At 53.9% G+C, this 18,802-nt stretch carries 30 protein-coding genes; 10 read left to right on the forward strand and 20 right to left on the reverse strand.

The window, feature by feature from the left end:
- Complete coding sequence (locus tag B2U47_RS11930; protein ID WP_296681139.1) at positions 1–837, reverse strand: DNA/RNA non-specific endonuclease; 837 nt, start codon at positions 835–837, stop codon at positions 1–3.
- A gap of 192 nt (positions 838–1,029) precedes the next feature.
- On the opposite strand from B2U47_RS11930, the gene B2U47_RS11935 reads away from it, so the two are divergent.
- Positions 1,030–1,281 (forward strand): hypothetical protein, encoded by a 252-nt coding sequence (locus tag B2U47_RS11935; protein ID WP_296681142.1) that lies wholly within the window; start codon positions 1,030–1,032, stop codon positions 1,279–1,281.
- A gap of 251 nt (positions 1,282–1,532) precedes the next feature.
- Here B2U47_RS11935 and B2U47_RS11940 read toward each other — a convergent pair whose 3' ends face one another.
- Together B2U47_RS11940 and B2U47_RS11945 are read right to left on the reverse strand one after the other, a co-directional pair.
- On the reverse strand, positions 1,533–1,793 hold the full coding sequence (locus B2U47_RS11940) for a Uma2 family endonuclease (protein ID WP_349675725.1): 261 nt from the start codon (positions 1,791–1,793) through the stop codon (positions 1,533–1,535).
- Positions 1,794–1,815: 22 nt separating this feature from the next.
- Positions 1,816–2,139: an FMN-binding negative transcriptional regulator gene (locus B2U47_RS11945; protein ID WP_296681145.1), complete on the reverse strand. Its 324-nt coding sequence runs from the start codon at positions 2,137–2,139 to the stop codon at positions 1,816–1,818.
- 10 nt (positions 2,140–2,149) lie between these two features.
- Between B2U47_RS11945 and B2U47_RS11950 the strand changes: the two genes are divergently transcribed.
- Positions 2,150–2,422 carry a type II toxin-antitoxin system Phd/YefM family antitoxin gene (locus tag B2U47_RS11950; protein WP_296681150.1) on the forward strand — a complete coding sequence of 91 codons (273 nt, stop codon included), beginning with the start codon at positions 2,150–2,152 and terminating at the stop codon, positions 2,420–2,422.
- On the forward strand, positions 2,413–2,835 hold the full coding sequence (locus B2U47_RS11955; RefSeq protein WP_296681154.1) for a type II toxin-antitoxin system VapC family toxin: 423 nt from the start codon (positions 2,413–2,415) through the stop codon (positions 2,833–2,835). Before B2U47_RS11950 ends, B2U47_RS11955 begins: the two co-directional genes overlap by 10 nt.
- A gap of 127 nt (positions 2,836–2,962) precedes the next feature.
- Here the strand turns inward: B2U47_RS11955 and B2U47_RS11960 are convergent, their stop codons facing one another.
- Positions 2,963–3,547, reverse strand: a complete 585-nt coding sequence (locus tag B2U47_RS11960) for a transglutaminase-like domain-containing protein (protein ID WP_296681156.1) — start codon at positions 3,545–3,547, stop codon at positions 2,963–2,965.
- Between the two features lie 122 nt (positions 3,548–3,669).
- Here B2U47_RS11960 and vapB point away from each other — a divergent pair, with 122 nt between their 5' ends.
- The 3 genes from vapB to B2U47_RS11975 all read left to right on the forward strand — a co-directional run bounded on the left by vapB (position 3,670) and on the right by B2U47_RS11975 (position 5,330).
- Positions 3,670–3,906 carry a type II toxin-antitoxin system antitoxin VapB gene (vapB, locus tag B2U47_RS11965; RefSeq protein ID WP_296681159.1) on the forward strand — a complete coding sequence of 79 codons (237 nt, stop codon included), beginning with the start codon at positions 3,670–3,672 and terminating at the stop codon, positions 3,904–3,906.
- Positions 3,903–4,304 (forward strand): type II toxin-antitoxin system tRNA(fMet)-specific endonuclease VapC, encoded by a 402-nt coding sequence (vapC, locus tag B2U47_RS11970; RefSeq protein ID WP_296681163.1) that lies wholly within the window; start codon positions 3,903–3,905, stop codon positions 4,302–4,304. Before vapB ends, vapC begins: the two co-directional genes overlap by 4 nt.
- A gap of 159 nt (positions 4,305–4,463) precedes the next feature.
- Entirely contained in the window at positions 4,464–5,330 is an 867-nt protein-coding gene (locus B2U47_RS11975) for a three-Cys-motif partner protein TcmP (protein ID WP_296681166.1), read from the forward strand.
- Here the strand turns inward: B2U47_RS11975 and B2U47_RS11980 are convergent.
- The 5 genes from B2U47_RS11980 to B2U47_RS12000 all read right to left on the reverse strand — a co-directional run bounded on the left by B2U47_RS11980 (position 5,314) and on the right by B2U47_RS12000 (position 8,180).
- Positions 5,314–6,057 (reverse strand): DUF5131 family protein, encoded by a 744-nt coding sequence (locus tag B2U47_RS11980; RefSeq protein ID WP_296681169.1) that lies wholly within the window; start codon positions 6,055–6,057, stop codon positions 5,314–5,316. The genes B2U47_RS11975 and B2U47_RS11980 overlap by 17 nt on opposite strands.
- 140 nt (positions 6,058–6,197) lie before the next feature.
- A complete protein-coding gene (locus tag B2U47_RS11985) occupies positions 6,198–6,401 on the reverse strand; it encodes a GNAT family N-acetyltransferase (RefSeq protein ID WP_349675726.1) in 204 nt (67 codons plus the stop codon).
- 6 nt (positions 6,402–6,407) lie between these two features.
- Positions 6,408–6,803: a lactoylglutathione lyase gene (gene gloA / locus B2U47_RS11990; protein WP_296681174.1), complete on the reverse strand. Its 396-nt coding sequence runs from the start codon at positions 6,801–6,803 to the stop codon at positions 6,408–6,410.
- Between the two features lie 69 nt (positions 6,804–6,872).
- Positions 6,873–7,691 (reverse strand): hypothetical protein, encoded by an 819-nt coding sequence (locus B2U47_RS11995; protein WP_296681177.1) that lies wholly within the window; start codon positions 7,689–7,691, stop codon positions 6,873–6,875.
- A 21-nt stretch (positions 7,692–7,712) separates the two neighbouring features.
- Positions 7,713–8,180 (reverse strand): DUF695 domain-containing protein, encoded by a 468-nt coding sequence (locus B2U47_RS12000; RefSeq protein ID WP_296681180.1) that lies wholly within the window; start codon positions 8,178–8,180, stop codon positions 7,713–7,715.
- A gap of 130 nt (positions 8,181–8,310) precedes the next feature.
- Here B2U47_RS12000 and B2U47_RS12005 point away from each other — a divergent pair, with 130 nt between their 5' ends.
- Positions 8,311–8,649, forward strand: coding sequence for a hypothetical protein (locus B2U47_RS12005; protein ID WP_296681183.1), 339 nt, complete (start codon positions 8,311–8,313; stop codon positions 8,647–8,649).
- A gap of 85 nt (positions 8,650–8,734) precedes the next feature.
- Positions 8,735–9,337 (forward strand): DUF4395 domain-containing protein, encoded by a 603-nt coding sequence (locus B2U47_RS12010; protein ID WP_296681186.1) that lies wholly within the window; start codon positions 8,735–8,737, stop codon positions 9,335–9,337.
- A 31-nt stretch (positions 9,338–9,368) separates the two neighbouring features.
- Here the strand turns inward: B2U47_RS12010 and B2U47_RS12015 are convergent, their stop codons facing one another.
- From B2U47_RS12015 to B2U47_RS12045, 7 genes are all read right to left on the reverse strand, one after another.
- On the reverse strand, positions 9,369–10,280 hold the full coding sequence (locus tag B2U47_RS12015; RefSeq protein ID WP_296681189.1) for a DMT family transporter: 912 nt from the start codon (positions 10,278–10,280) through the stop codon (positions 9,369–9,371).
- Between the two features lie 302 nt (positions 10,281–10,582).
- A complete protein-coding gene (locus tag B2U47_RS12020) occupies positions 10,583–10,840 on the reverse strand; it encodes a DMT family transporter (protein ID WP_296681191.1) in 258 nt (85 codons plus the stop codon).
- The gene (locus tag B2U47_RS12025) at positions 10,735–10,974 is read right to left on the reverse strand and encodes a hypothetical protein (RefSeq protein WP_296681194.1); all 240 of its coding nucleotides are present in this window, start codon (positions 10,972–10,974) and stop codon (positions 10,735–10,737) included. The genes B2U47_RS12020 and B2U47_RS12025 overlap by 106 nt, the downstream gene beginning before the upstream one ends.
- Before the next feature lie 125 nt (positions 10,975–11,099).
- A complete protein-coding gene (locus B2U47_RS12030; RefSeq protein WP_296681196.1) occupies positions 11,100–11,576 on the reverse strand; it encodes a DM13 domain-containing protein in 477 nt (158 codons plus the stop codon).
- Positions 11,577–11,578: 2 nt separating this feature from the next.
- Positions 11,579–11,827 carry a hypothetical protein gene (locus B2U47_RS12035; RefSeq protein ID WP_296681302.1) on the reverse strand — a complete coding sequence of 83 codons (249 nt, stop codon included), beginning with the start codon at positions 11,825–11,827 and terminating at the stop codon, positions 11,579–11,581.
- A 265-nt stretch (positions 11,828–12,092) separates the two neighbouring features.
- On the reverse strand, positions 12,093–12,512 hold the full coding sequence (locus tag B2U47_RS12040) for a DUF1801 domain-containing protein (RefSeq protein WP_296681199.1): 420 nt from the start codon (positions 12,510–12,512) through the stop codon (positions 12,093–12,095).
- A gap of 78 nt (positions 12,513–12,590) precedes the next feature.
- Positions 12,591–12,827, reverse strand: a complete 237-nt coding sequence (locus tag B2U47_RS12045; RefSeq protein WP_296681202.1) for a thioredoxin family protein — start codon at positions 12,825–12,827, stop codon at positions 12,591–12,593.
- A 123-nt stretch (positions 12,828–12,950) separates the two neighbouring features.
- Here B2U47_RS12045 and B2U47_RS12050 point away from each other — a divergent pair, with 123 nt between their 5' ends.
- Positions 12,951–13,298, forward strand: a complete 348-nt coding sequence (locus B2U47_RS12050) for a winged helix-turn-helix transcriptional regulator (protein ID WP_296681204.1) — start codon at positions 12,951–12,953, stop codon at positions 13,296–13,298.
- A gap of 126 nt (positions 13,299–13,424) precedes the next feature.
- Here the strand turns inward: B2U47_RS12050 and B2U47_RS12055 are convergent, their stop codons facing one another.
- Positions 13,425–14,018 (reverse strand): DNA-3-methyladenine glycosylase I, encoded by a 594-nt coding sequence (locus B2U47_RS12055; RefSeq protein WP_296681207.1) that lies wholly within the window; start codon positions 14,016–14,018, stop codon positions 13,425–13,427.
- Positions 14,019–14,270: 252 nt separating this feature from the next.
- Here B2U47_RS12055 and B2U47_RS12060 point away from each other — a divergent pair, with 252 nt between their 5' ends.
- Positions 14,271–15,215 carry an alpha/beta hydrolase gene (locus B2U47_RS12060; RefSeq protein WP_296681297.1) on the forward strand — a complete coding sequence of 315 codons (945 nt, stop codon included), beginning with the start codon at positions 14,271–14,273 and terminating at the stop codon, positions 15,213–15,215.
- On the opposite strand, the gene B2U47_RS12065 is transcribed toward B2U47_RS12060, so the two are convergent.
- The 3 genes from B2U47_RS12065 to B2U47_RS12075 are packed head-to-tail and all read right to left on the reverse strand — an operon-like array spanning position 15,216 to position 18,627.
- Positions 15,216–16,415: a methionine gamma-lyase gene (locus B2U47_RS12065; protein ID WP_296681210.1), complete on the reverse strand. Its 1,200-nt coding sequence runs from the start codon at positions 16,413–16,415 to the stop codon at positions 15,216–15,218. It lies immediately after the preceding gene.
- Between the two features lie 40 nt (positions 16,416–16,455).
- A complete protein-coding gene (locus B2U47_RS12070; protein WP_296681213.1) occupies positions 16,456–18,357 on the reverse strand; it encodes an ATP-binding cassette domain-containing protein in 1,902 nt (633 codons plus the stop codon).
- Between the two features lie 9 nt (positions 18,358–18,366).
- Positions 18,367–18,627, reverse strand: coding sequence for a hypothetical protein (locus tag B2U47_RS12075; RefSeq protein ID WP_296681216.1), 261 nt, complete (start codon positions 18,625–18,627; stop codon positions 18,367–18,369).
- Between the last annotated feature and the right edge of the window lie 175 nt (positions 18,628–18,802).

Raw genomic sequence — 18,802 nt, forward strand, 5'->3', positions numbered from 1 at the left:
TCACGGTTGTGGCAGGGGCATAACAGCCGCCTTGCTGGCAGCACTGATACCGGGAAACGGGTCAATACCTGCCAGTTGGGTCAGCTCGGCGATACTGACTACCTTATAGTTCCTGTTGGCATCATTGGCGACCCAGTATGCGCCACTTTCGCCGGTATTGGCATCATACACCGCCTTGAAATAGTTGCTGGGAACCAGTACCCGGTTGTTGATGCGCTGGAGGGTCGCACCCGCAAACACCACCCCGGAAACCACAAACAATTCCCCGCGCTGCATTGCCAGATTGCGGGTTTTGGACTCGATGGCAGACCATAGCCCCCGGTTGTTGGTAGGGTTTTGCGGGGTCATGTTCGCCAATGAAAAACTTTCACTCATGGCTTCCACTGTCGGCATATCAGCCGCCGGAGCCAGATGCCCCCGGTCATAACCGGAATTGGCATAATCCGCCAGTTCCGCCCGCTGTGCGGCAGGCAAGGATGGCTCAGCGTGGAAATTATCCTTGCGGTCGATGTTTGCCAGCAATTCACCGGCAGTCAGGCGTTCACTTGCCCACAACGGCGTGCGGGTTACACCGGAATGCAGCACGGAATATTCGGAAAAACACACCGCACGGGTTTGGCTGGTCAGATTGCCATTCACCAGCCGGGGTTGCGCCCCATTGAAATAATCGCCCTGACAGCTATTGCCTTCGCTACCGGCAGTCATGCCATTGCCGACTGCCCCGCCAGCACCGCTACCACCGGGAACAGGTACGGGAATGGCTACCCCGGAACAGGCCGTCAAACTGCCGAGGATAAACAGCGCGGTAATGGGTTGGCTGGCAAACTTGATTTTCATGGTATTCGACTCCCTTCGGTTGCAGGTATACGCTTGTCTGTAATTTGCTGCATTGCAACAAAAACTTCATGTCGATGATGAACTTTATGCATTAACGTTATGACCAAGGCAGTACTACGCGGCTTTGAGGTATTTTTCAAGCACCCAAAGCCTGATTCTTATACATTTCCTGACCAATGAGGTCATTAGCTTATGAAAAACTACCTTGTGATGGGTGAAAAATGGGTGCGTGCCATCGTGTTCGCCGACGAGCAATGTGCCGACCGTTATATCGAAAAAAACTGTACCAACATCAGCTACCAGCGTTATTCCGCAGAAGAATTCAACGCAGCTTATGCTGATGCCGAATTGCGGGTGATGGAATACGGGGTGAATGACTACATGGCGCGGGCGCTGATCGTGATTTGCCGCGATGCCAAGGGCAACCGGTTGTCTGATTGCTGAGAGCCAGGAATCCAGCCCTAATCATCTTCCAGTTTTCATACATCATCCAGACTGTTGATTTGCAAAAATGCCTGCCACACCTCATCAGGTTCCCATTCCGGCAACGGTTTCTTGCTGGATCAGGGCGGCAAATGCCTGCGTCAGTTGCTGATAGCAGTTGCGATCATGCAGGCAACTGTGCAGCAGGCTGGCAGGGAAAACTGTATCGTATCCCTGCCATAGTCACGCACGCTGAAACAAGCCGCGACGAATCAACTTGCCGCTAGATCGTAAAACTCCCTGAGCGGCAGGTTGATTCCCAGCGTATCCAGTACCAGCACATCGTCCAGTTGGCTATAGACACGCAGCAGCCATTCATCCTGTTTCAGGCGCTGAAAATGTTCAACGGAGACGGTTTCAGGGTCAACCAGCAGATAATCCTGCAAGCCCGGAATTGAACGGTAATGGGCAAACTTGCTGCTACGGTCGCTGTGGGCTTCCAGCCACGCAAACGCAGGTTTGTTATAGAAAATTCGTTTTCTTCATCATTAGAAGCTATTTTTGCATCAATGTGGCGACACACCGGTCAGTCTCCGCCGGGCTGGCTTGCAATGCATTAGCGACATTTTCCCGGTCTTTTGGGCTACGATTCTGACTGAGCTTGTATTTTGCCTGCACTTCATCCACCTCCATGATAAATCCCGTGATGGCCTCCAGCATTTTGTCCGGGTAGGTGGGAACCCAGGCGTTTTCACTATCCCCCTCGAAATGTCGGCTCATCCGGTTAACCAGTTCGCGCAAGGCTTCGGGATCGTTGATCAGACTGACACGCCCGTAAACATGCACGGCGGCGTAATTCCAGGTGGGTACGCCCGTCATTTTATTGGATATGGAACTGACCACCATTGCCTACGCCAAGAACAACCTGCCACGCCTGATCCATGCCGCCGAAGCAGGCGACGACATCCACATCACCCGCCACGGCAGGCCAGTCGCCGTGCTGATTTCCGAAGAGCGCTACCAGCAACTGTTCAGCACCGGTAAAAGCGTGTTCCAGGCCATCCTGCAATGGCGTGAACAATACGGTGGCATTGACCTGAGTGACGAAGAGGTTGATAGCTGGCGTGACCGTACCCCGGCACGGGAGTTTGCATGGGACTGAAATACCTGCTGGATGCCAACATCCTGTCCGAACCCACCAAAAAGCAGCCCAATCCCAATGTATTGCATAAGCTGGACACCCATGCCGGTGAATATTGCACCACTGTCACCGTCTGGCATGAACTGAACTATGGCCTTGCGCGGCTGGCGGATTCCCAGCGTAAGGATGGACTTGCGGCTTATCTGCAAGCACTGGAATGCAGCGGTTTGCCGATATTGCCCTACGAAAAGCCTGCCGGGGTATGGCTGGCCCTGGAACGCGCCCGGTTTGCCCGACAAGGTATCAGTGTCCCATTTGCCGATGGTGAAATTGCTGCCGTTGCCTTCACCAACCAGTTGCTTCTGGTGACACGCAATGTGGGCGATTTCAGCATGTATGAGCAGCTAGCCATTGAGAACTGGTTTGAGGATTGATTCCTCCATGGCCCTCTACCACGACATCGCCGCCCGTCTCACCCCCCATCTCGATAACGGCGTCTACCTGCCCGGTGTGTCGGAGGAATCGTCCACACCGATGACTGGCACTGGTTGAGCCAGTTGCTCAGGGAATGGGCTGATCCGGCAGGTTTTCCGCTACCTGTTCCACCGTTAGGTAACGCTCCAGCACGTCCACCACCACGGGTAGCGGCTCTGCCCAGATGCCCGGCAAATCCTGTTCGCCCGGATGCAGGATCGGGAACGCCAGCTTTTCCAGCGGTGGGCAAAAAGCGGCATTCACCCCCCGCTTGTTGCCGCGAGCATCCAACCGATACCAACCGTATTCCGGCAGGTACACCGCATTCAGGCCATGCAGGCAAAACGGCGGCTCATCGGTAATGGTCAAGCGCTGGTAACACAAACCTGCCGGAATACCATTCGCCCGCAGCAGCGCCGCCAGCAAATGGCTCTTGGCATAGCAAAAGCCCGTGCCGAAACGCAGCACGTCGGATGCCTTGCAGGTCACGGGATTCAGGCGGTAATCCCAACTGTGTTTGATCTGGTCACGCACGAATTCAAAACAGGTTTGGGCAATGGCTGGCGGCGATTCCAACCCTGCCGCCAAGGCGGTGGCGGTGGCCAATACCTCGGGGTGCTGCCAGTCGATGTATGGGCTGCTGACCCGGTAGGCATTCAGATCGGTGTTCATCGGTGTGGCTCCTGTGGCATGGCTACATTGGGCAGATTATTACCGCACTATTGTTGAACTGGCAAAATGCAATATACTGGATATATACTTTAAATATATATTTCAGTTGGAGGTATTCACTTATGCAAACCACGACCCTGTTCCAGAATGGCGCGAGTCAGGCGGTGCGCATCCCGAAAGAATTCCGCTTTGAAGGCAAGCAGGTGGAAGTGAAAAAGATCGGCAACAACCTGATCCTACACCCTATCTGCAACTCATGGGACAGCCTGTTCAAGAGCCTTGAGCAGTTTTCAGCCGATTTCATGGCAGATGGACGCGAGCAACCCGCACAACAACAACGTGAAGACCTGTTTGCATGAACTACCTGCTGGACACCAATATTTGCATTTACCTCATCAAGCGCAAACCGCCGGAAGTGCTCCAGCGTTTTCGGCAATTGCAACCCGGCAGCGTTTTCATTTCATCCGTGACTACTTCGGAGCTTTACTACGGCGCACAGAAAAGCCAGCGGGTACAAACCAATCTCGAAGCCCTGAACAATTTTTTGTTGCCGTTCCGTATTGTGGATTACGACGAATCCGCCACCTTCCTGTATGGCGAACTGCGGGCTGATCTGGAAAAACGCGGTCAGCCGATTGGGTCGCTGGATATGATGATTGCCGCCCATGCGCTGAGTCTGGATGTGCCGCTGGTGACGAATAACACCAAAGAGTTTGAGCGGGTTAAGGGGTTGAAGCTAGATAATTGGGTTGGCTAACCAACATTGCTTGAGCTGTTTCTCAATACTCGGTAGAAACTACGTCTCCTCATACTTGTCAATGCACCTCATTATTGACGATCAAAACGGCAAATGTGCTATGATGCAAATAATTATTGTCAACTAAGATTATCGTCATTATCAGATAAGGACTAACAAATGGCAGATCATTACTTTGGCGGTGCATGGACTGAAATCAAGTTGGAGATACTAAAAAAATACCTCGATTTTTATACTCAAGCATTGAAAAATAAACCTTATGAACTTCTCTATATCGATGCATTTGCAGGATCAGGAAACCGTTCGGAAAAAATACCTGATGCTCCGTTACTGGGAGAAAATGAACAGAAACTAACATACGATGGTTCTGCCAGAATAGCATTGGATATTGAACGGAAGTTTGACCGCTATCTATTCATTGAAGCTAGCAAAGAACGTTGCAATGCATTGGAAGCATTAAAACAAGAGTATCCGTCTCAACATATAAGAATTGAAAATTCAGATGCCAATCAAGTACTTCAGAATATATGCAGTAACAAGAAAACATGGCAATCACAAAAATATCGGGGTGTTCTCTTTCTTGATCCGTATGGTAACAGTGTGGAATGGAAAACCCTGGAAGCTATAGCCTCTACCCGCTCTTTGGATGTCTGGTTTTTATTTCCCATCAGCGGAATGAACCGACAACTCAACCATGAGTTTGAGAAAATTGAAGATTATAAAGAGAGAAATCTCAACAAGATTCTGGGCACAGATTCATGGAAAACTGAACTTTACAAGAGGGAGCAAACACAGGATTTGTTTGGATCAACAGAAAAAGTTAGTCGTGTCAGCATGACAGATATGGAAAAGTGGGTAAAACAGCGATTGGAAAACTGCTTTCCTCGCGTTTCAAAACCACTGCCCCTACCACACGATAGAAAGCCCCAACAGTTTTCCCTGTTTTTCTGCATATCAAATCCAGACCCAAAAGCAATAGGGTTGGCGTTAAAGGTTGCCAATCATATCCTTAAATCTCCGCAGTAACAGGATAACTATCCCATATAGCACCATCCAGAGTTCGCCCATTAAGATGCTTGTTACGTTTTACGCCATCTGCTCCCCAGGTTCCCCATTGCTTAAAGAAGAAACTGGAACCTGAATTTTCACATTGTCTACGAATACTGGATACCCATTCTGGTTTCATTGGCCTTGCTTTAGGGCCACTTTCACCACCAACAATGACCCAATGAATATTTGACAGATCAATTAAACCCAAATGTTCCAGCAGCGGTTCAACCGACAAAAAACGTATTTTAGCTGGGATATGACGTAGCTCATCAATACGCGGAATGCCATATTCACGATCCTCAACCGTTACACCTAACCAAACATTCTCCGGCACATGCCGACCCATGCAGAATTCACGCATCCGTGTCGCTCGCTTGGTTAGAATTTGATAGGTATGGTGAGGTGTTTGTCTTATTACATCAAATACCTGCTCAAGGTACTGATCAGGAATGTCTTCATGGAATAAATCTGACATGGAATTGACGAAATACATGGTCGGCTTCTTGCGTGTCAGCGGCTGTGACAAACGCTCAGGCATCAGCGATAGCTTGAAACCGTTATCGTAGCCCGGTGTTCCCATGGCTTGTAAACGTCTTGCCATTGTCTCAGCGTAACAATGCTTACATCCTGGCGATATTTTTGTACAGCCAGTTGCCGGATTCCATGTTTGTTCTGTCCATTCAATTTTGCTTTGCGTACTCATAACCATGCCCTCCATGTTTGGGCTGTCTCAATATCCTGTTGTTTGCTCACAAACATCCATTGTAATACTTGTTATAATAAACCGAACAAAGAACGAACAAAAGCATTTTCTGATTCTTCAGCATAATGCCGGTAACCCTATCAGGATTTCAAGTCTAGCCCCCCATCCCACACCCAACAACACGGCATATGCGTATACCCAATCCGCCCGTAATACGCATTCGCCGCTGGAGCGGCAATCAGTATCAGTTTGCAATGCCTGCCCAATTGCTGCAGGGTGAGGATTTGCAATTGCTTGCCGATGCCCTGCCGCTGGTAGTCTTGGTCAACCGCCAGAGCAGACAGGTAACATCAACCACGCTGGTGCTTCTCTCCAATCAGCTCAATCTGATAACCATCCGGGTCTTCGAGGAAGGCGATGATGGTCGTGCCCGCATTCATCGGCCCGGCTTCGCGGATGATTTTGCCGCCCGCTGCCCGCATTTTCTCGCAAGCAGCGTACACATCCGGCACTTCCAGCGCGATATGCCCGAACGCCGTACCCAGTTCGTACTTGTCCACGCCCCAGTTGTAGGTCAGCTCCAGCACGGTATTCTCCGTTTCGTTGCCATAACCGATGAAGGCAAGGGTGAATTCGCCCGCCGGGTAATCCTTGCGGCGCAGCAGTTGCATACCGAGGACATTGGTGTAAAACGCAATCGAGCGTTCCAGATCGCCGACGCGCAGCATGGTGTGAAGGATTCGCATGGTAAAACTCCTGACAATACAATCCGCCCATTTTGCCCCGATCGGGTCATAGCGGCAAACTCACAGTATTCAGTGCGCTGCCAGCCGCGCCATCACCAGTTCCATATTCGCCACAGCCAGCGCCGGTTTGACCTCAAACACCTTGCGGCTATCAGGAAACTGCCGGTGCAATTGCGCCAGCGCCGTGAAGTAATCCCACACCTGCGTGTAATCATCCGCCTGGTTCAGACCAAGACTTTCGCTTTCCACAAAAGTGAGGTGCTGGTCGGTCAGCCCGTTGTTGGCGTGCAGGTGGAAATGCAGCCGCACGCCTTTGCCTTCCAGTTCATGCAGCCATTGCAACCATTGCGGCAGGCTTTCCGGCGACCAAATCTTGGCATGACCGATGTCGAAACAGCAGTGGACGTAACGCAATTCCAGCCGCTCCACCAGCTCAAACAGCCAGCGATAAAACGCCAGCGAGTGGAAGGTATTCTCGATGTGGACAGGATGGTCGTATTCCGCACAGAAGCGTTCCAGCAAACGCAATTGCCGCACCAGATGTTCGCCCAGTGCCTCACGAAACGCCGGGCGCTGGCTGAGTGAATAGGTGTGTGCGTGCATGATGGAATACGCCGAACCAAGTGCTTTGGCAGAGGCAAACTGCTGGCGCAATGGTTCTTCGTAGCGGTCAAGCCCAAACAGTGTCCCTTGGTAATGGTTGAAATGGGTGTTGATGGGGATGGGCTGAGCAGCATCACGCAGAGTGGCAACGATAAATTCCCAGATTTCCGCATCGCCCGAATACAGACCAACCTCCAACGGGCGTTGCTGGGCAATGGCGGCGTGAACCACGGGCGCTTCGTCCACGAAGTTCTTTTTCATGATTTTGTAGCCGAAGTTTTGCATGGTGTTACCTCCAGCCAAAGTTCAGGGTTTCGCCGCTTGCAGGCGCTCAAAGACTTTCGTCGCATACGACAGGTAAAACTCGCCTTGCGCATCGGTTTCATGGTCAAGGGTGATGGGCAGTTTAGCGCCCAAACTTTCCGCAGTATTGAGCCGGTTCGGGAAGACTGATTTGTTGCGTGCCAACCAGATAAATTCGCGGTGGGCAGGCTCGGTGAACACCATCACCAGTAAGGCAGCATGGTCGGCTTGCATCACCGCACACAAGGCGTTTTCAAAATCCTTCATGCGGGTGAGTTCTGCCGCACTGGGCAAGCCTTCGGCGTCGAGTTCGGTAAACTCCCACAAAATGCTGAAGCGTTCCGGGTAATTCCGAAACGGGAAATTCTCCCCCACATCCAGCATCCTTAACAGGTGTAAACCGTCATCGGCGGCGGCTTGCTGGACGACTGTCCATAAGGGTTCGGCGGGGTTGCTTGAGTTGTCTGTCATGTTCATTCACCTGGGTTTGCTGCAAGGGCGTTATCTTAAGCTAAATCGTCGCATACGACAGGTAAAACCTGAGCAACAGCTAGCTCATGGACTTTTGCGCACAGCAGACACTTCTGCTAGAGTTTGCTTCATGCGCAAATACATCGTCACATTGCTCATTCTGCTGATGACCGCCCTGCCGGTGTGGTCAGCAACGGTGTTGTGCCACCATGAACAAGGCAACCCCGCTGCCAGCCAGACCATGCCGCAGGGCGGAGATCACCATTGTTGCCTTGACCAGCAGCAGCTATCTGACGGGCAAACAGCAGCGGATACCTGCCATTGCGACCAGTTCCAGCACGCCCAGTTCATCCTGAGCCTGCCGGTCACACTGACGGTCGCACCTGCCAGCCATTTTGTCCCCCCTGCCTTGCCCTTGCCGTCCCTGCCGGAACGGGTTGACCTGCTTTATCGCCCCCCCATTGCCTGACCTGTCACAAGCTTTTTGTTTGAACTACCCGAAACCAGCGGCGTCATGTGCTGCTGGGCAAGCATTCCTGTCACAAGAGGTCACAATGAACAAGTTTTTGTATTTTGGCGAACAAGTGGACGGCTACGCCGTGCGCGTCCTGAATGAACGTGAAGCACGGGCGGCGGCTGGTATCCTGTTTGTACTCGCCTTACTGTCATTCCTGTATGCCTGGCGCACGATGGATTTTCGCTACACCAGCATTTTCATCACGTATTTCATGCTGGATTTTTTCGTGCGCGTGCTGATTAACCCCAAATATGCACCCAGCCTGATTGTCGGGCGCTTTTTTGTTTCCCGGCAGAAACCGGAATATGTCGGGGCAAGCCAGAAACGTTTTGCCTGGAGCATCGGGCTGGTACTGTCAGTGATCATGTTCGGCTTCGTTGTCATCCTGGAAATGATGACCCCGATCAAAATCTACATCTGTCTGGCCTGTCTGGTACTACTGTTCAGTGAAACAGCATTTGGCATCTGCATTGGTTGTGTCATATACAACTGGTTTGGCAAAACCCCGCCCGAACTGTGCCCCGGCGGGGTCTGCGAACTGCGCGACAAGGACGACATCCAGCGGATCAGCCCGCTACAAGCCATTATTGCCTTGCTGGCACTGGGCATTGCCGGGGGCATGGTCTGGCAGGTGATGTAAACTGCCAAACCGGTTGGCGGGGATGCGGGCTTTATGGCTTGCCCAGCATCCCCACACCGGTCATCACCAGCACCATGCCTGCCAGATGGAACCAGCCGAATGGCTCCCCCAGTACCAGCACTGCCAACAGGATGGTGATAATGGGGCCGGATGTACCCACGATGCTGGTACGTGCCGCCCCAATCCGCCCAATCGCTTCGCTGACCATGAAACTCGGCAACACCGTGCTGAAAATACCCAGCAGCAACACATAGCCCCAAGCCATTGGACTGACCAGCAAATCAGTAAGCCGGTGGGTCAACAGGAAATGGATGCACACAAACACGGTTGAAGTCAGCATGGCAACGCAGGTAAACAAACGGCTGCCCAAGCGCCCGATCAGGGCTTTGCTGAATATCACGTAAAACGCAAAGATCAAGGCAGCGGACATCACCAGCACCACACCCAGAGCTGCATTTTCTCCACCCAATTGTGCCTCATGCCCATACAACAGCATCACCCCGCTGTAGGTCAGCACCAGCGCCAACAGGATACGCCGGGTAATCGCTTCACGCAGGAAAAACCAGCCCAACAGCGTGGCCATGATCGGGTAGGTATACAAGGTCAGCCGTTCCAGTTGCGCGGAGATATAATTCAAGCCCTGCATGTCCAGCCACGACGACAGGTAATAACCCATAAAACCCAGCAACATGACGGTTGCCAGCTCTTTGGGAAAAGGCTTGACGGTTGCTGACTGCCGCAACAGCCAACCCAGCATGAGCAGATAAAAGGGTGCAGCCACCAGCATCCGCAAGGTCAGCAAAGTGACCGTATCCACCCCTTGCGCGTAAGCCAGCTTGATGAAAATCGACTTTAGGGCGAACAGGGCTGTACCCATGACTGCCAATAACAAGCCGGTTCGGAAATGGCGTTGCCGTGCCGTGTCTGGATGTTGCTCCCGCATGTTGGACTCCGTAGGGGCTGCGGGATGACGACCAACTGGCTGAGGGTTCTCCCGCAGCTAATCAGTAAAAAGGCAAAAAACTAGCTGCTCCGCGTTGTCAGGCGGGGCTTTAGCCAGCGGGTGGCGAAGGTGGATGGAAAAGTGATGGTGTTCATGGCGGACACTATACAGGGGACTGGCGGTTTTGTGCAGCAAGTCTTCGAGATCAGTTTCGCCATCCAGCGTTCTAGGGTAATTTCCCCCGTCCGCACCCCCCGCTCCAGTGCGGTTTTCAGCGACATCTCCATCTGCTACGTGCAAGTTTACCGACGGGCAGGTAAACGCAACACCCCGGTCGCCAGCGCCGTTCCCAGCACAATCACTGCCCCACCCACCAGCATCGGCGTACTAACAGTTTCGCCCAGAAACAGGCTACCCCACAGCACCCCGAACACCGGGATCAGGAACGTGACTGTCACCGCCCGCGATGCGCCCACTTCCGCCAGCAGCCGGAAAAACAGCACGAACGCCAGCGCCGCTGCCCGCTTTGCCCGCGCCACCACAGCAAGGGCAACAGGCACGCCACCGCAATCGCCACCCGCAGCCAGATCAGCGGAATCGCCCCGAACGCCGGAGCCGCATAGCGCATGAACAGGAATGACCCGCCCCACAGGGCTGCCAGCAGGATCAGGTCAAACAGGTTACGGGGCGTCATACGGGGATGACAGGGATGGGGTAAACGTTTCTGTGGTACATGGTTTGGTGGTTACGGTATCTGCTAAAGTCATGTTTCCTATAGTGACGGATTCACCCTCATGGCACCCGGTTTAAGTTTTCCTGTCATTGGTACTTTGCTGAGGTGATGAACTGACCAAAGGTTTCGCACCAGACGATGACGCTGGTGTACTGCGCCGGGTTGATGCCGGGCGGAACCTTGACGACAAAGTTGTTGAACGTTTTGACATCACCCACCAATGCCATCTGTGGTTTCAGGCGATTGAAGTCGACTTCCGTTTCTACAAACGTTGGTGAAAGGTAGAGCTTGTAATCAGGACCTGGAGCCAATTTACCCATCAAGGAAATCGAATCCGTACCCACTGAAACGCTACCCTCGCCCCAGTGCAGCCCGTCACTGTCTTTGAGATCGCGCCGGAACTCCCCTTTATAAGTCGCCGCCCCTGCCGCTGCGGATACCTCTGCCACTGTGGGCGCGGCTGGCGCAATAAGAATAGGCAACCAGTAAATACCTGCCGCAAAGCCAAGCGCACTAACGATAGCGTGGGAGAACAGCAGGGTAACAAACGTCCGTAATTTCATGATTAACTTCTCCTATACGCAAGATCATAGATGTATATTTCGCTGCATTCCTGTTCAAATTTGTGTAGCTCGTAGGCAGTGCCGGTCAGTTCAAGGATTGTGCTGTTCCACGCGACAAATTTGCTGGCATCGGTCGATAATACCCATAACGTCGCCGCTGGAGCGTTGATGTCGATACCGATACTCGTTTGGCGGCTGAACAGTTTCTTCAGGGTTGTTGCCTGACCGTTAGCCATAGGTAATTGATTCATTGATATATCCTCTTATGGTGTCATGCCATTGTCAGGCTAAAGTAGCTGTAAATGAATACTCGCAGTAAGCATGGGGTCAAGTAGGTGTTGTGCGTGGCAGCATCAACAGTAACTTGCTGACCGTATTCCAGTTGCGGGCAGTGGCAGGAACACCCAGATTTTTTTTCCACCTTTTCCGCGAGTGATGCCCCGGAACAGGGCGATGCAGGTGTGCATGTCTCTTCCCACCAAGGTTTTTGAGTAGGTATGCAAACGCAAGGCAAGGTTAAGTGCCGTAGCGGCGCGTGATCTCAGCGACTGAGCCGACGACGAGTTTTTCGAGGACTGTTAGGTCGATGTCGCTCAAGCGGCGGATATACAGGCAAGCCTTACCCATCTTGTGTTTGCCGAGTTTGGCTAGCAGGTCTTGCTGTTCTGCGCCTTCTGCGACGAGATACACAACCAGATCCTTCCCACGGATCGCAAAGCCAGTCAGGCAGGATTCGCCTTTGTGCCCGCTGGCGTAAGTGTACCGGTATGAGCCGTAACCCACGATGCTCGCTCCCCACATCTTGGGGTCGTGCTGTGTGACGTTGCGCAGCATCGCCATCAGCGCCATGCAGTCGGCGCGTTGCGCTTCGTTGGCTTTGGCGGCAATGTAGTCATCAACGCTGGCATCGGTTGGCTTGGTTTTAGCTTCAGCCATTGGGTGAACCTTCAAGGGGTGAAATAAATGTTGCCCCGCCCGCATAACAGGCAGAGCAACCATTATCAAACCAAGAGTTTAGCGCAAGGCATCAATGCCAGCCCCAAAATTGATATGGAAAACCCCACCATCCATCACCAAGGCAGGCACAGACTGGATACCCGCTGCTTCAGCATCTGCTAACCTTGTCTTATCCTCACCCAAGTGGACAATTTCCACATCATAGCGGGCGGGGTCGAGAGCATTGGCGACAGTTTGTTCAGCAGCAACGCATACCGGGCAACCGGCATGATAAAAAACAGCTTTGGTTTTCATGGCATTTTTCTCCTGAAATTGTTACGGTGGATGCCTCAGTGACACACCCACAGCTTAGCCCCCTGCACCGCCCAAAAACAGCAGGCACTTTTTGGTTCCCTACCTACCTTATGGTGTAACCTCATGAAAAACAAAACAGAAAAAAAACCACCATCAAGCCGCTCTACCTATCGACAACTGGAGGATGTGGTCGGGTGTAAATGGTCAGTTTCTGTCTTGCAAGCAATTGCGGAAGGCATTTCCCGCCCCGGTGCGTTGGAACGTCATATCGACGGCATTTCCACCAAAGTTTTGGGTGAACGCCTGCGCAAACTGACGGCATATGGCTTGTTATCCCGTCAGGTTTACCCGGAAATACCACCTCACACCGAATACACCCTGACAGACAATGGCAGAAAGCTGGCGGCGATCATTGCCCAACTACAACGCCTGGATAACGACATCCGCTCAGCGACTGACGACGTGCAATAAGGAACATCATCATGCCCGCCGACACAAGCAAGTGATAATGGGGTCGGATATGCATGGTCGTCTCTATACAGGGTGCTTTTTCATTGGCGCAAGAGTGTCGGTTAGGGTGATGCCGATGGTGTCCATTTAACGTTCCTCATTCCGCCGGAAGCAATCAAGCGTATGGTCATTCACCATCCCCGTCGCCTGCATGTGCGCGTAACACACGGTCGAACCCATGAATTTGAAGCCGCGCTTTTTCAAATCCTTGCTCATCGCATCCGATTCCGGGGTGGTGGCGGGGCATTCAGCCAGTGTACGCCAATGGTTAACGATGGGTTTGCCACCGACAAACTGCCACAGATAGGCATCAAAACTGCCGAATTCTGCCTGCACTTCCAAAAAGCGTTGCGCGTTGTTGATGGTTGCCAACACTTTCAGGCGATTGCGGATGATTCCAGCGTTGCCGAGCAATTCCTCGACTTTGGCAGCGTCGTAGAGCGCAATTTTTTCGGGGTCGAAATTGTCGAAGGCTTGCCGGTAATTCTCACGTTTGCGCAGGATGGTGTACCAACTCAAGCCCGCTTGCGCCGATTCCAGCACGATGAACTCGAACAGTTTGCGGTCATCGTGGACGGGTACGCCCCATTCTTCATCATGGTAGGCGACGTAATCGGGTTTGCTCAAATCTACCCAGGCGCAACGGCACGGGGCGGAGAGTATTGGATCAATGATTGTCATGTTTCACCAAGGGGTTCAGCCAGCAGTGTGTGCCCAAAACCGCAGTGTAGTACAAGACCCCTGACAACGTACTGTCAGGATGTCGGGTATGTCTGTTTTTTAACTGTATGCGTACCGGCTTGCGTCTGAGAATATTCCGTGCTTGCATCTGCCCTTGCTGATGGATTACGAAGGAGGTGGACGGCAAGGAATTGGCAGCGCTGATTCCGTCCTGTACTGGCGAATGAAAGCATAAGGATCTAACCCGTGATAATGACCCTCATCCTGTTATTAACCGGCATTTCGCTGATCGGTGGGCTGCTGCTCACGGCTGCACTGGTTTTCGGCGATCCCAAACCCCTGCCGCCCTTGAGCGGGGTCAGCGAACCGTTCAACAAGGTGGATTTCTCTGACCTGCCAACACTGGATTACGCAGCGGCGCGAGACCATACCCCGCTGGCCTACCGCCACTACCCCGCCAGCTCAGCGCGGGGCAGCGTGGTGCTGATACACGGTTCCTCTGCCAACAGCCGCAGTATGCATGTGCTGGCGAAAGCCTTTGCCAGCAACGGCTTGCACGCCTACGCGCTGGATATGCGCGGGCATGGGGCAAGCGGGCAACGTGGGCAGATTGCTTATCTGGGACAACTGGAAGATGATATCAGCGATTGGATGCAGGCCGTACAACCGACGCAGCCTTGCACACTGGTGGGCTTTTCCTCTGGCGGCGGTTTTGCCTTGCGGGTGGCGGGCAGTGAGCGGCAACACCTGTTCCAGCATTACCTGCTGCTGGCTCCCTTCCTCGGTCAGGATGCACCAACCTATCGCCCGGAATGCGGCTGGGTCAGCATGGGTGTGCCACGAATGCTTGCCCTGAATATCCTGAATGGTTTCGGTATCACCGCTTTCAATCACCTGCCAGTGACCCGCTTTGCGCTTGATCCGGCTGCGGCGGGGGAATTAACCGCAACGTATTCCTTTGCACTAGCGACCAACTTCCGCCCGCCAGCCAACTACCGTGCTACTATCCGCGCTGTCCGCCAACCGCTGCGCATCATTGTGGGCAAGGCTGACAAGGTGGTGGTGGCAGAACAGTTCGAGCCGGTATTCCGGGAAGCTGGCAACCCTATCCCCATCACCCTGCTGGAAGGAATAACGCATGTGCAATTGATTTTGCAGCCCAACGCCATTGCCAGCATCCTGCGCTGGCAAGACTGATCAGGCTGCCTCCAGCGCCTGTTCCACATCCCGCAGCAAATCCGCCGTATCCTCCAGCCCTGCCGAAACACGCACCAACCCTTCGCTAATCAGGTGTTCTGCCCGTTCTTCAGGGGTGTAGGTGGAATGGGTCATGCTGGCGGGGTGTTGCGCCAGACTTTCCGCATCGCCCAGACTGACGGCACGGGTGATCAGATTGAGCGCATTCATGAAACGGCAGCCAGCCTCGAAGCCGCCCTTGAGTTCAAACGCAACCATGCCGCCCGGTTGCGCCATCTGCCGCTGTGCCAATGCGTATTGCGGGAAACTTGCCAAGCCGGGGTAATGGCAAACCGCCACTTTGGGATGAGTGACCAGCAGCTCTGCAAGCGCTTGCGCATTCTGGCAGTGGCGATCCATGCGCAGTGCCAGCGTTTTCAGACCGCGTAGCACCAGAAACGCATCCTGCGACGACATTACCGCACCGGTCATATCCTTGATGCCGTAGAAACGTACCTGGGTCAGCGTTTCAGCATCGCCAACAATTGCCCCGGCAATCAGGTCGCCGTGTCCGCCGAGGTATTTGGTGGCGGAATGCACCACATAATCCGCCCCCAGTTCCAGCGGGCGTTGCAAATAGGGGGTGCAATAAGTGTTATCCACCACTACCTTACAGTTGTCGTACTGATGGGCAATGGCTGCAACCGCCGGAATATCCACCAACCGCATATTGGGGTTGGCGGGCGATTCAAAGAACACCATGCGGGTTTTCGCACTGATCGCTGCCGCCAGGTTGGCGGGGTCAGCCATATCGACATGGGTAATGGTCACACCGAACTTGTGCAGACCGTGGTTAAAAAACGCATAGGTGCAACCGTACAGGGTCTTGTCGGCAATGATTTCATCGCCCGGTTGCAGCAATGTCCACAACAATGCAGCGGTCGCGCCCATGCCGGAAGCCGTGACCAATGCTGCTTCGCCGCCTTCCAGATCAGCGATGCGCTGTTCCAGCAACACCGTGGTGGGGTTGCCAACCCGTGAATAGACGTAGCCCTGCTGCTCCCCGGCAAACCGTTTCATGCCGTCTTCCACCGTCGGGAAGGTGTAGGTGGAACTCAGGTGTATCGGCGGATTGAGGTCGCCGGTTCCAGCATACTGATCCCATCCATGATGAATGGCGCGGGTAGAAAAGCCCATTTTCTGGTCGGTTGCTTGGCTCATGGTTTCCTCCAAAGCGTATTTTCGATGTAGCGGAACAGAATTACTCCCCAGCGGCACTGGCGGTTTCGTATGCTTCGCTGGCTTCCATCCACGCCATTTCCACCTCTTCCAGCTTGGCATCGGTGTTGCTCTTGTCGAGCAGCAGTTGCTTGAGCCGGTTTTTGTTGGCTTCGTTGTAAATGTCGGGGTCGGCGAGTTGGGTTTCCAGCACAGCTTTTTGCTGGTTGAGTTTGTCCATCTCCTGCTCCAGTTTTTCGACCTTGCGCTTTAAGGGCTGGAGCTGTTTGCGGCGTTCAGCGGATTCGCGGCGTTGGTCTTTGCGACCGGCAGAAGTGTGGGCAGCGGCAGGTTCATCCGAGGGTTTGGCAGCCGCTTCTTCGGCGCGGAAACGGTTTTGCAGCCACACGGCGTAGTCGTCGAGGTCGCCATCGAATTCCACCGCTTTGCCGCTATCGACCAGCAGCAGCTTGTCGGTGACAGTTTTAAGCATGTGGCGGTCGTGTGAAACAATCAGCATTGCGCCCTTGAATGCCTGCAAGGCCATGCTGAGGGCAAGGCGCATGTCGAGGTCGAGGTGGTTGGTCGGTTCGTCGAGCAGCAACAGGTTGGGGCGCTGGTAGATCAGCAAGGCCAGCGCGAGGCGGGCTTTTTCACCGCCGGAAAATGGCGCGACGGCCTCTTCCACCCGTGTCCCCTGAAAGGCGAAACCACCGAGGAAGTTGCGCAAGTCCTGTTCGCGGGCTTGCTTGTCGAGTTCACGCAGGTGTTGCAGCGGCGACTGGTCGGGCTTGAGCTGTTCGAGCTGGTGCTGGGCGAAGTAGCCGATTTTCAGGTCGGGAGCCTGCCAGCTTTCGCCCGCCTGCGCTGGCAGTTTGCCCGCGAGGAACTTGATCAGGGTGGATTTGCCCGCACCGTTGGGGCCAATCAGGCCGATGCGGTCGCTGGGGAAAATTTGCAGTTCCACCTTGTCAATGATGGTTTTATCCGCATAGCCGAGGCGGGCTTCACGCACATGCAGCAGGCGGTCGGGCAACTTTTCCGGGTCACGGAAGCTGAAATGGAACGGCGAATCGACGTGCGCGGCGGAAATCACTTCCATGCGTTCCAGCGCTTTCAGACGGCTTTGCGCCTGACGGGCTTTGGTGGCTTGGGCGCGGAAACGGTCGACGTACTTCTGCATGTGTTCGCGTTCGCGCTTCTGCTTTTCGTAGGCCGATTGCTGCTGGGCGAGTTTTTCCGCACGGGTGATTTCAAAGGTGGAATAGTTGCCGGTGTAGAGCGTGAGCCTGCCGTGTTCGATGTGCGCGATATTGGTGCAAATGGCGTCGAGGAATTCGCGGTCGTGCGAAATCAGCAGCAGCGTGCCACGGTAGCTGTTCAGCCAGTCTTGCAGCCAGATGACCGCATCAAGGTCGAGGTGGTTGGTGGGTTCGTCGAGTAGCAGCAGGTCGGAACGGCACATCAGCGCTTGCGCGAGGTTGAGGCGCATCCGCCAGCCGCCGGAAAAACTGCTGACCGGGCGAGTGATTTCCTCCGGCTTGAAACCGAGGCCGTGTAACAGGGTGGCGGCGCGGCTTTCAGCGGTGTAGCCGTCGATGGCGTCGAGGCGGGCGTGCAGTTCGCCGAGGTGTGCGCCGTCGGCATGTTCGAGCTGGGCGTGCAGACTGACGTATTCGGTATCGCCTTCGAGCGCGTAATGGAGCGCGGACTGCTGGCTGGAGGGCGTTTCCTGCTTGACGTGGGCAATGACCCAGCCGGGCGGCATGGAAAAGTTGCCGGTATCCTGCGAGATTTCACCCCGGATCAGGGCAAACAGGGTGGATTTGCCAACGCCGTTCGCACCCGTAACACCGGCTTTCTGACCGGGGTGGATGGAGAAGGAGGTGGATTCCAGCAGGGCTTTAGCGCCGCGCCGGAGGGTGAGGTCGGAGAAGACTAGCATGGGAGAACTCTATCGTTTGTTGGCTTCGTCGCGGGAAAGGAAATCAGCATCTTCATCCAAATGCACAGGATCATTAGCATATTTTTCGATGAAACCGACATCTTTACGCAAGTTATTTCGCCATGCGGTATAGTCCGTAGAATACTCTGCATCTGCGGCAATCGTCCCATCCTGTTGACCGAACAGAAAGCCTACAAAACCTGCCAGCATTTGTAACTGCTCAGGATTAAGTTTTTGTATTTTCTGCCGAATATTTTCCAAATCAGACACACCGTGACTCCAGCTTACTTTCTGGCGCGAGTATACCACCAAACTCACCGCCGCTGCGCGGCAGGGGCGCTGCCCCTGCACCCCGCCAAGAGCGCGTCTGACTCCAACAAACGCTGCGGCTACTCCGGTAACGCCGCTGCATTTGTCTGCGTCAGCCGCGCAAGAAACCCCGCCT

The organism is Thiothrix sp. UBA5583, from assembly GCA_002425225.1.
GTDB lineage: Bacteria > Pseudomonadota > Gammaproteobacteria > Thiotrichales > Thiotrichaceae > Thiothrix > Thiothrix moscowensis.

Bases quoted from the DNA above. Each gene is read 5' to 3' on its own strand.
- B2U47_RS12060 (WP_296681297.1), top strand. From the start codon at position 14,271: ATGACCCTCATCCTGTTATTAACCGGCATTTCGCTGATCGGTGGGCTG.
- B2U47_RS12035 (WP_296681302.1), bottom strand. From the start codon at position 11,827: ATGAATCAATTACCTATGGCTAACGGTCAGGCAACAACCCTGAAGAAA.
- B2U47_RS11975 (WP_296681166.1), top strand. From the start codon at position 4,464: ATGGCAGATCATTACTTTGGCGGTGCATGGACTGAAATCAAGTTGGAG.
- B2U47_RS12065 (WP_296681210.1), bottom strand. From the start codon at position 16,415: ATGAGCCAAGCAACCGACCAGAAAATGGGCTTTTCTACCCGCGCCATT.
- B2U47_RS11960 (WP_296681156.1), bottom strand. From the start codon at position 3,547: ATGAACACCGATCTGAATGCCTACCGGGTCAGCAGCCCATACATCGAC.
- vapB (WP_296681159.1), top strand. From the start codon at position 3,670: ATGCAAACCACGACCCTGTTCCAGAATGGCGCGAGTCAGGCGGTGCGC.
- B2U47_RS12050 (WP_296681204.1), top strand. From the start codon at position 12,951: ATGAAAAACAAAACAGAAAAAAAACCACCATCAAGCCGCTCTACCTAT.
- B2U47_RS12000 (WP_296681180.1), bottom strand. From the start codon at position 8,180: ATGACAGACAACTCAAGCAACCCCGCCGAACCCTTATGGACAGTCGTC.
- gloA (WP_296681174.1), bottom strand. From the start codon at position 6,803: ATGCGAATCCTTCACACCATGCTGCGCGTCGGCGATCTGGAACGCTCG.
- B2U47_RS12005 (WP_296681183.1), top strand. From the start codon at position 8,311: ATGCGCAAATACATCGTCACATTGCTCATTCTGCTGATGACCGCCCTG.
- B2U47_RS12015 (WP_296681189.1), bottom strand. From the start codon at position 10,280: ATGCGGGAGCAACATCCAGACACGGCACGGCAACGCCATTTCCGAACC.
- B2U47_RS11935 (WP_296681142.1), top strand. From the start codon at position 1,030: ATGAAAAACTACCTTGTGATGGGTGAAAAATGGGTGCGTGCCATCGTG.
- B2U47_RS11945 (WP_296681145.1), bottom strand. From the start codon at position 2,139: ATGACGGGCGTACCCACCTGGAATTACGCCGCCGTGCATGTTTACGGG.
- B2U47_RS12055 (WP_296681207.1), bottom strand. From the start codon at position 14,018: ATGACAATCATTGATCCAATACTCTCCGCCCCGTGCCGTTGCGCCTGG.
- B2U47_RS12010 (WP_296681186.1), top strand. From the start codon at position 8,735: ATGAACAAGTTTTTGTATTTTGGCGAACAAGTGGACGGCTACGCCGTG.
- B2U47_RS11930 (WP_296681139.1), bottom strand. From the start codon at position 837: ATGAAAATCAAGTTTGCCAGCCAACCCATTACCGCGCTGTTTATCCTC.
- B2U47_RS12040 (WP_296681199.1), bottom strand. From the start codon at position 12,512: ATGGCTGAAGCTAAAACCAAGCCAACCGATGCCAGCGTTGATGACTAC.
- B2U47_RS11950 (WP_296681150.1), top strand. From the start codon at position 2,150: ATGGAACTGACCACCATTGCCTACGCCAAGAACAACCTGCCACGCCTG.
- B2U47_RS12030 (WP_296681196.1), bottom strand. From the start codon at position 11,576: ATGAAATTACGGACGTTTGTTACCCTGCTGTTCTCCCACGCTATCGTT.
- vapC (WP_296681163.1), top strand. From the start codon at position 3,903: ATGAACTACCTGCTGGACACCAATATTTGCATTTACCTCATCAAGCGC.
- B2U47_RS12025 (WP_296681194.1), bottom strand. From the start codon at position 10,974: ATGACGCCCCGTAACCTGTTTGACCTGATCCTGCTGGCAGCCCTGTGG.
- B2U47_RS11980 (WP_296681169.1), bottom strand. From the start codon at position 6,057: ATGAGTACGCAAAGCAAAATTGAATGGACAGAACAAACATGGAATCCG.
- B2U47_RS12070 (WP_296681213.1), bottom strand. From the start codon at position 18,357: ATGCTAGTCTTCTCCGACCTCACCCTCCGGCGCGGCGCTAAAGCCCTG.
- B2U47_RS11955 (WP_296681154.1), top strand. From the start codon at position 2,413: ATGGGACTGAAATACCTGCTGGATGCCAACATCCTGTCCGAACCCACC.
- B2U47_RS11995 (WP_296681177.1), bottom strand. From the start codon at position 7,691: ATGCAAAACTTCGGCTACAAAATCATGAAAAAGAACTTCGTGGACGAA.
- B2U47_RS12045 (WP_296681202.1), bottom strand. From the start codon at position 12,827: ATGAAAACCAAAGCTGTTTTTTATCATGCCGGTTGCCCGGTATGCGTT.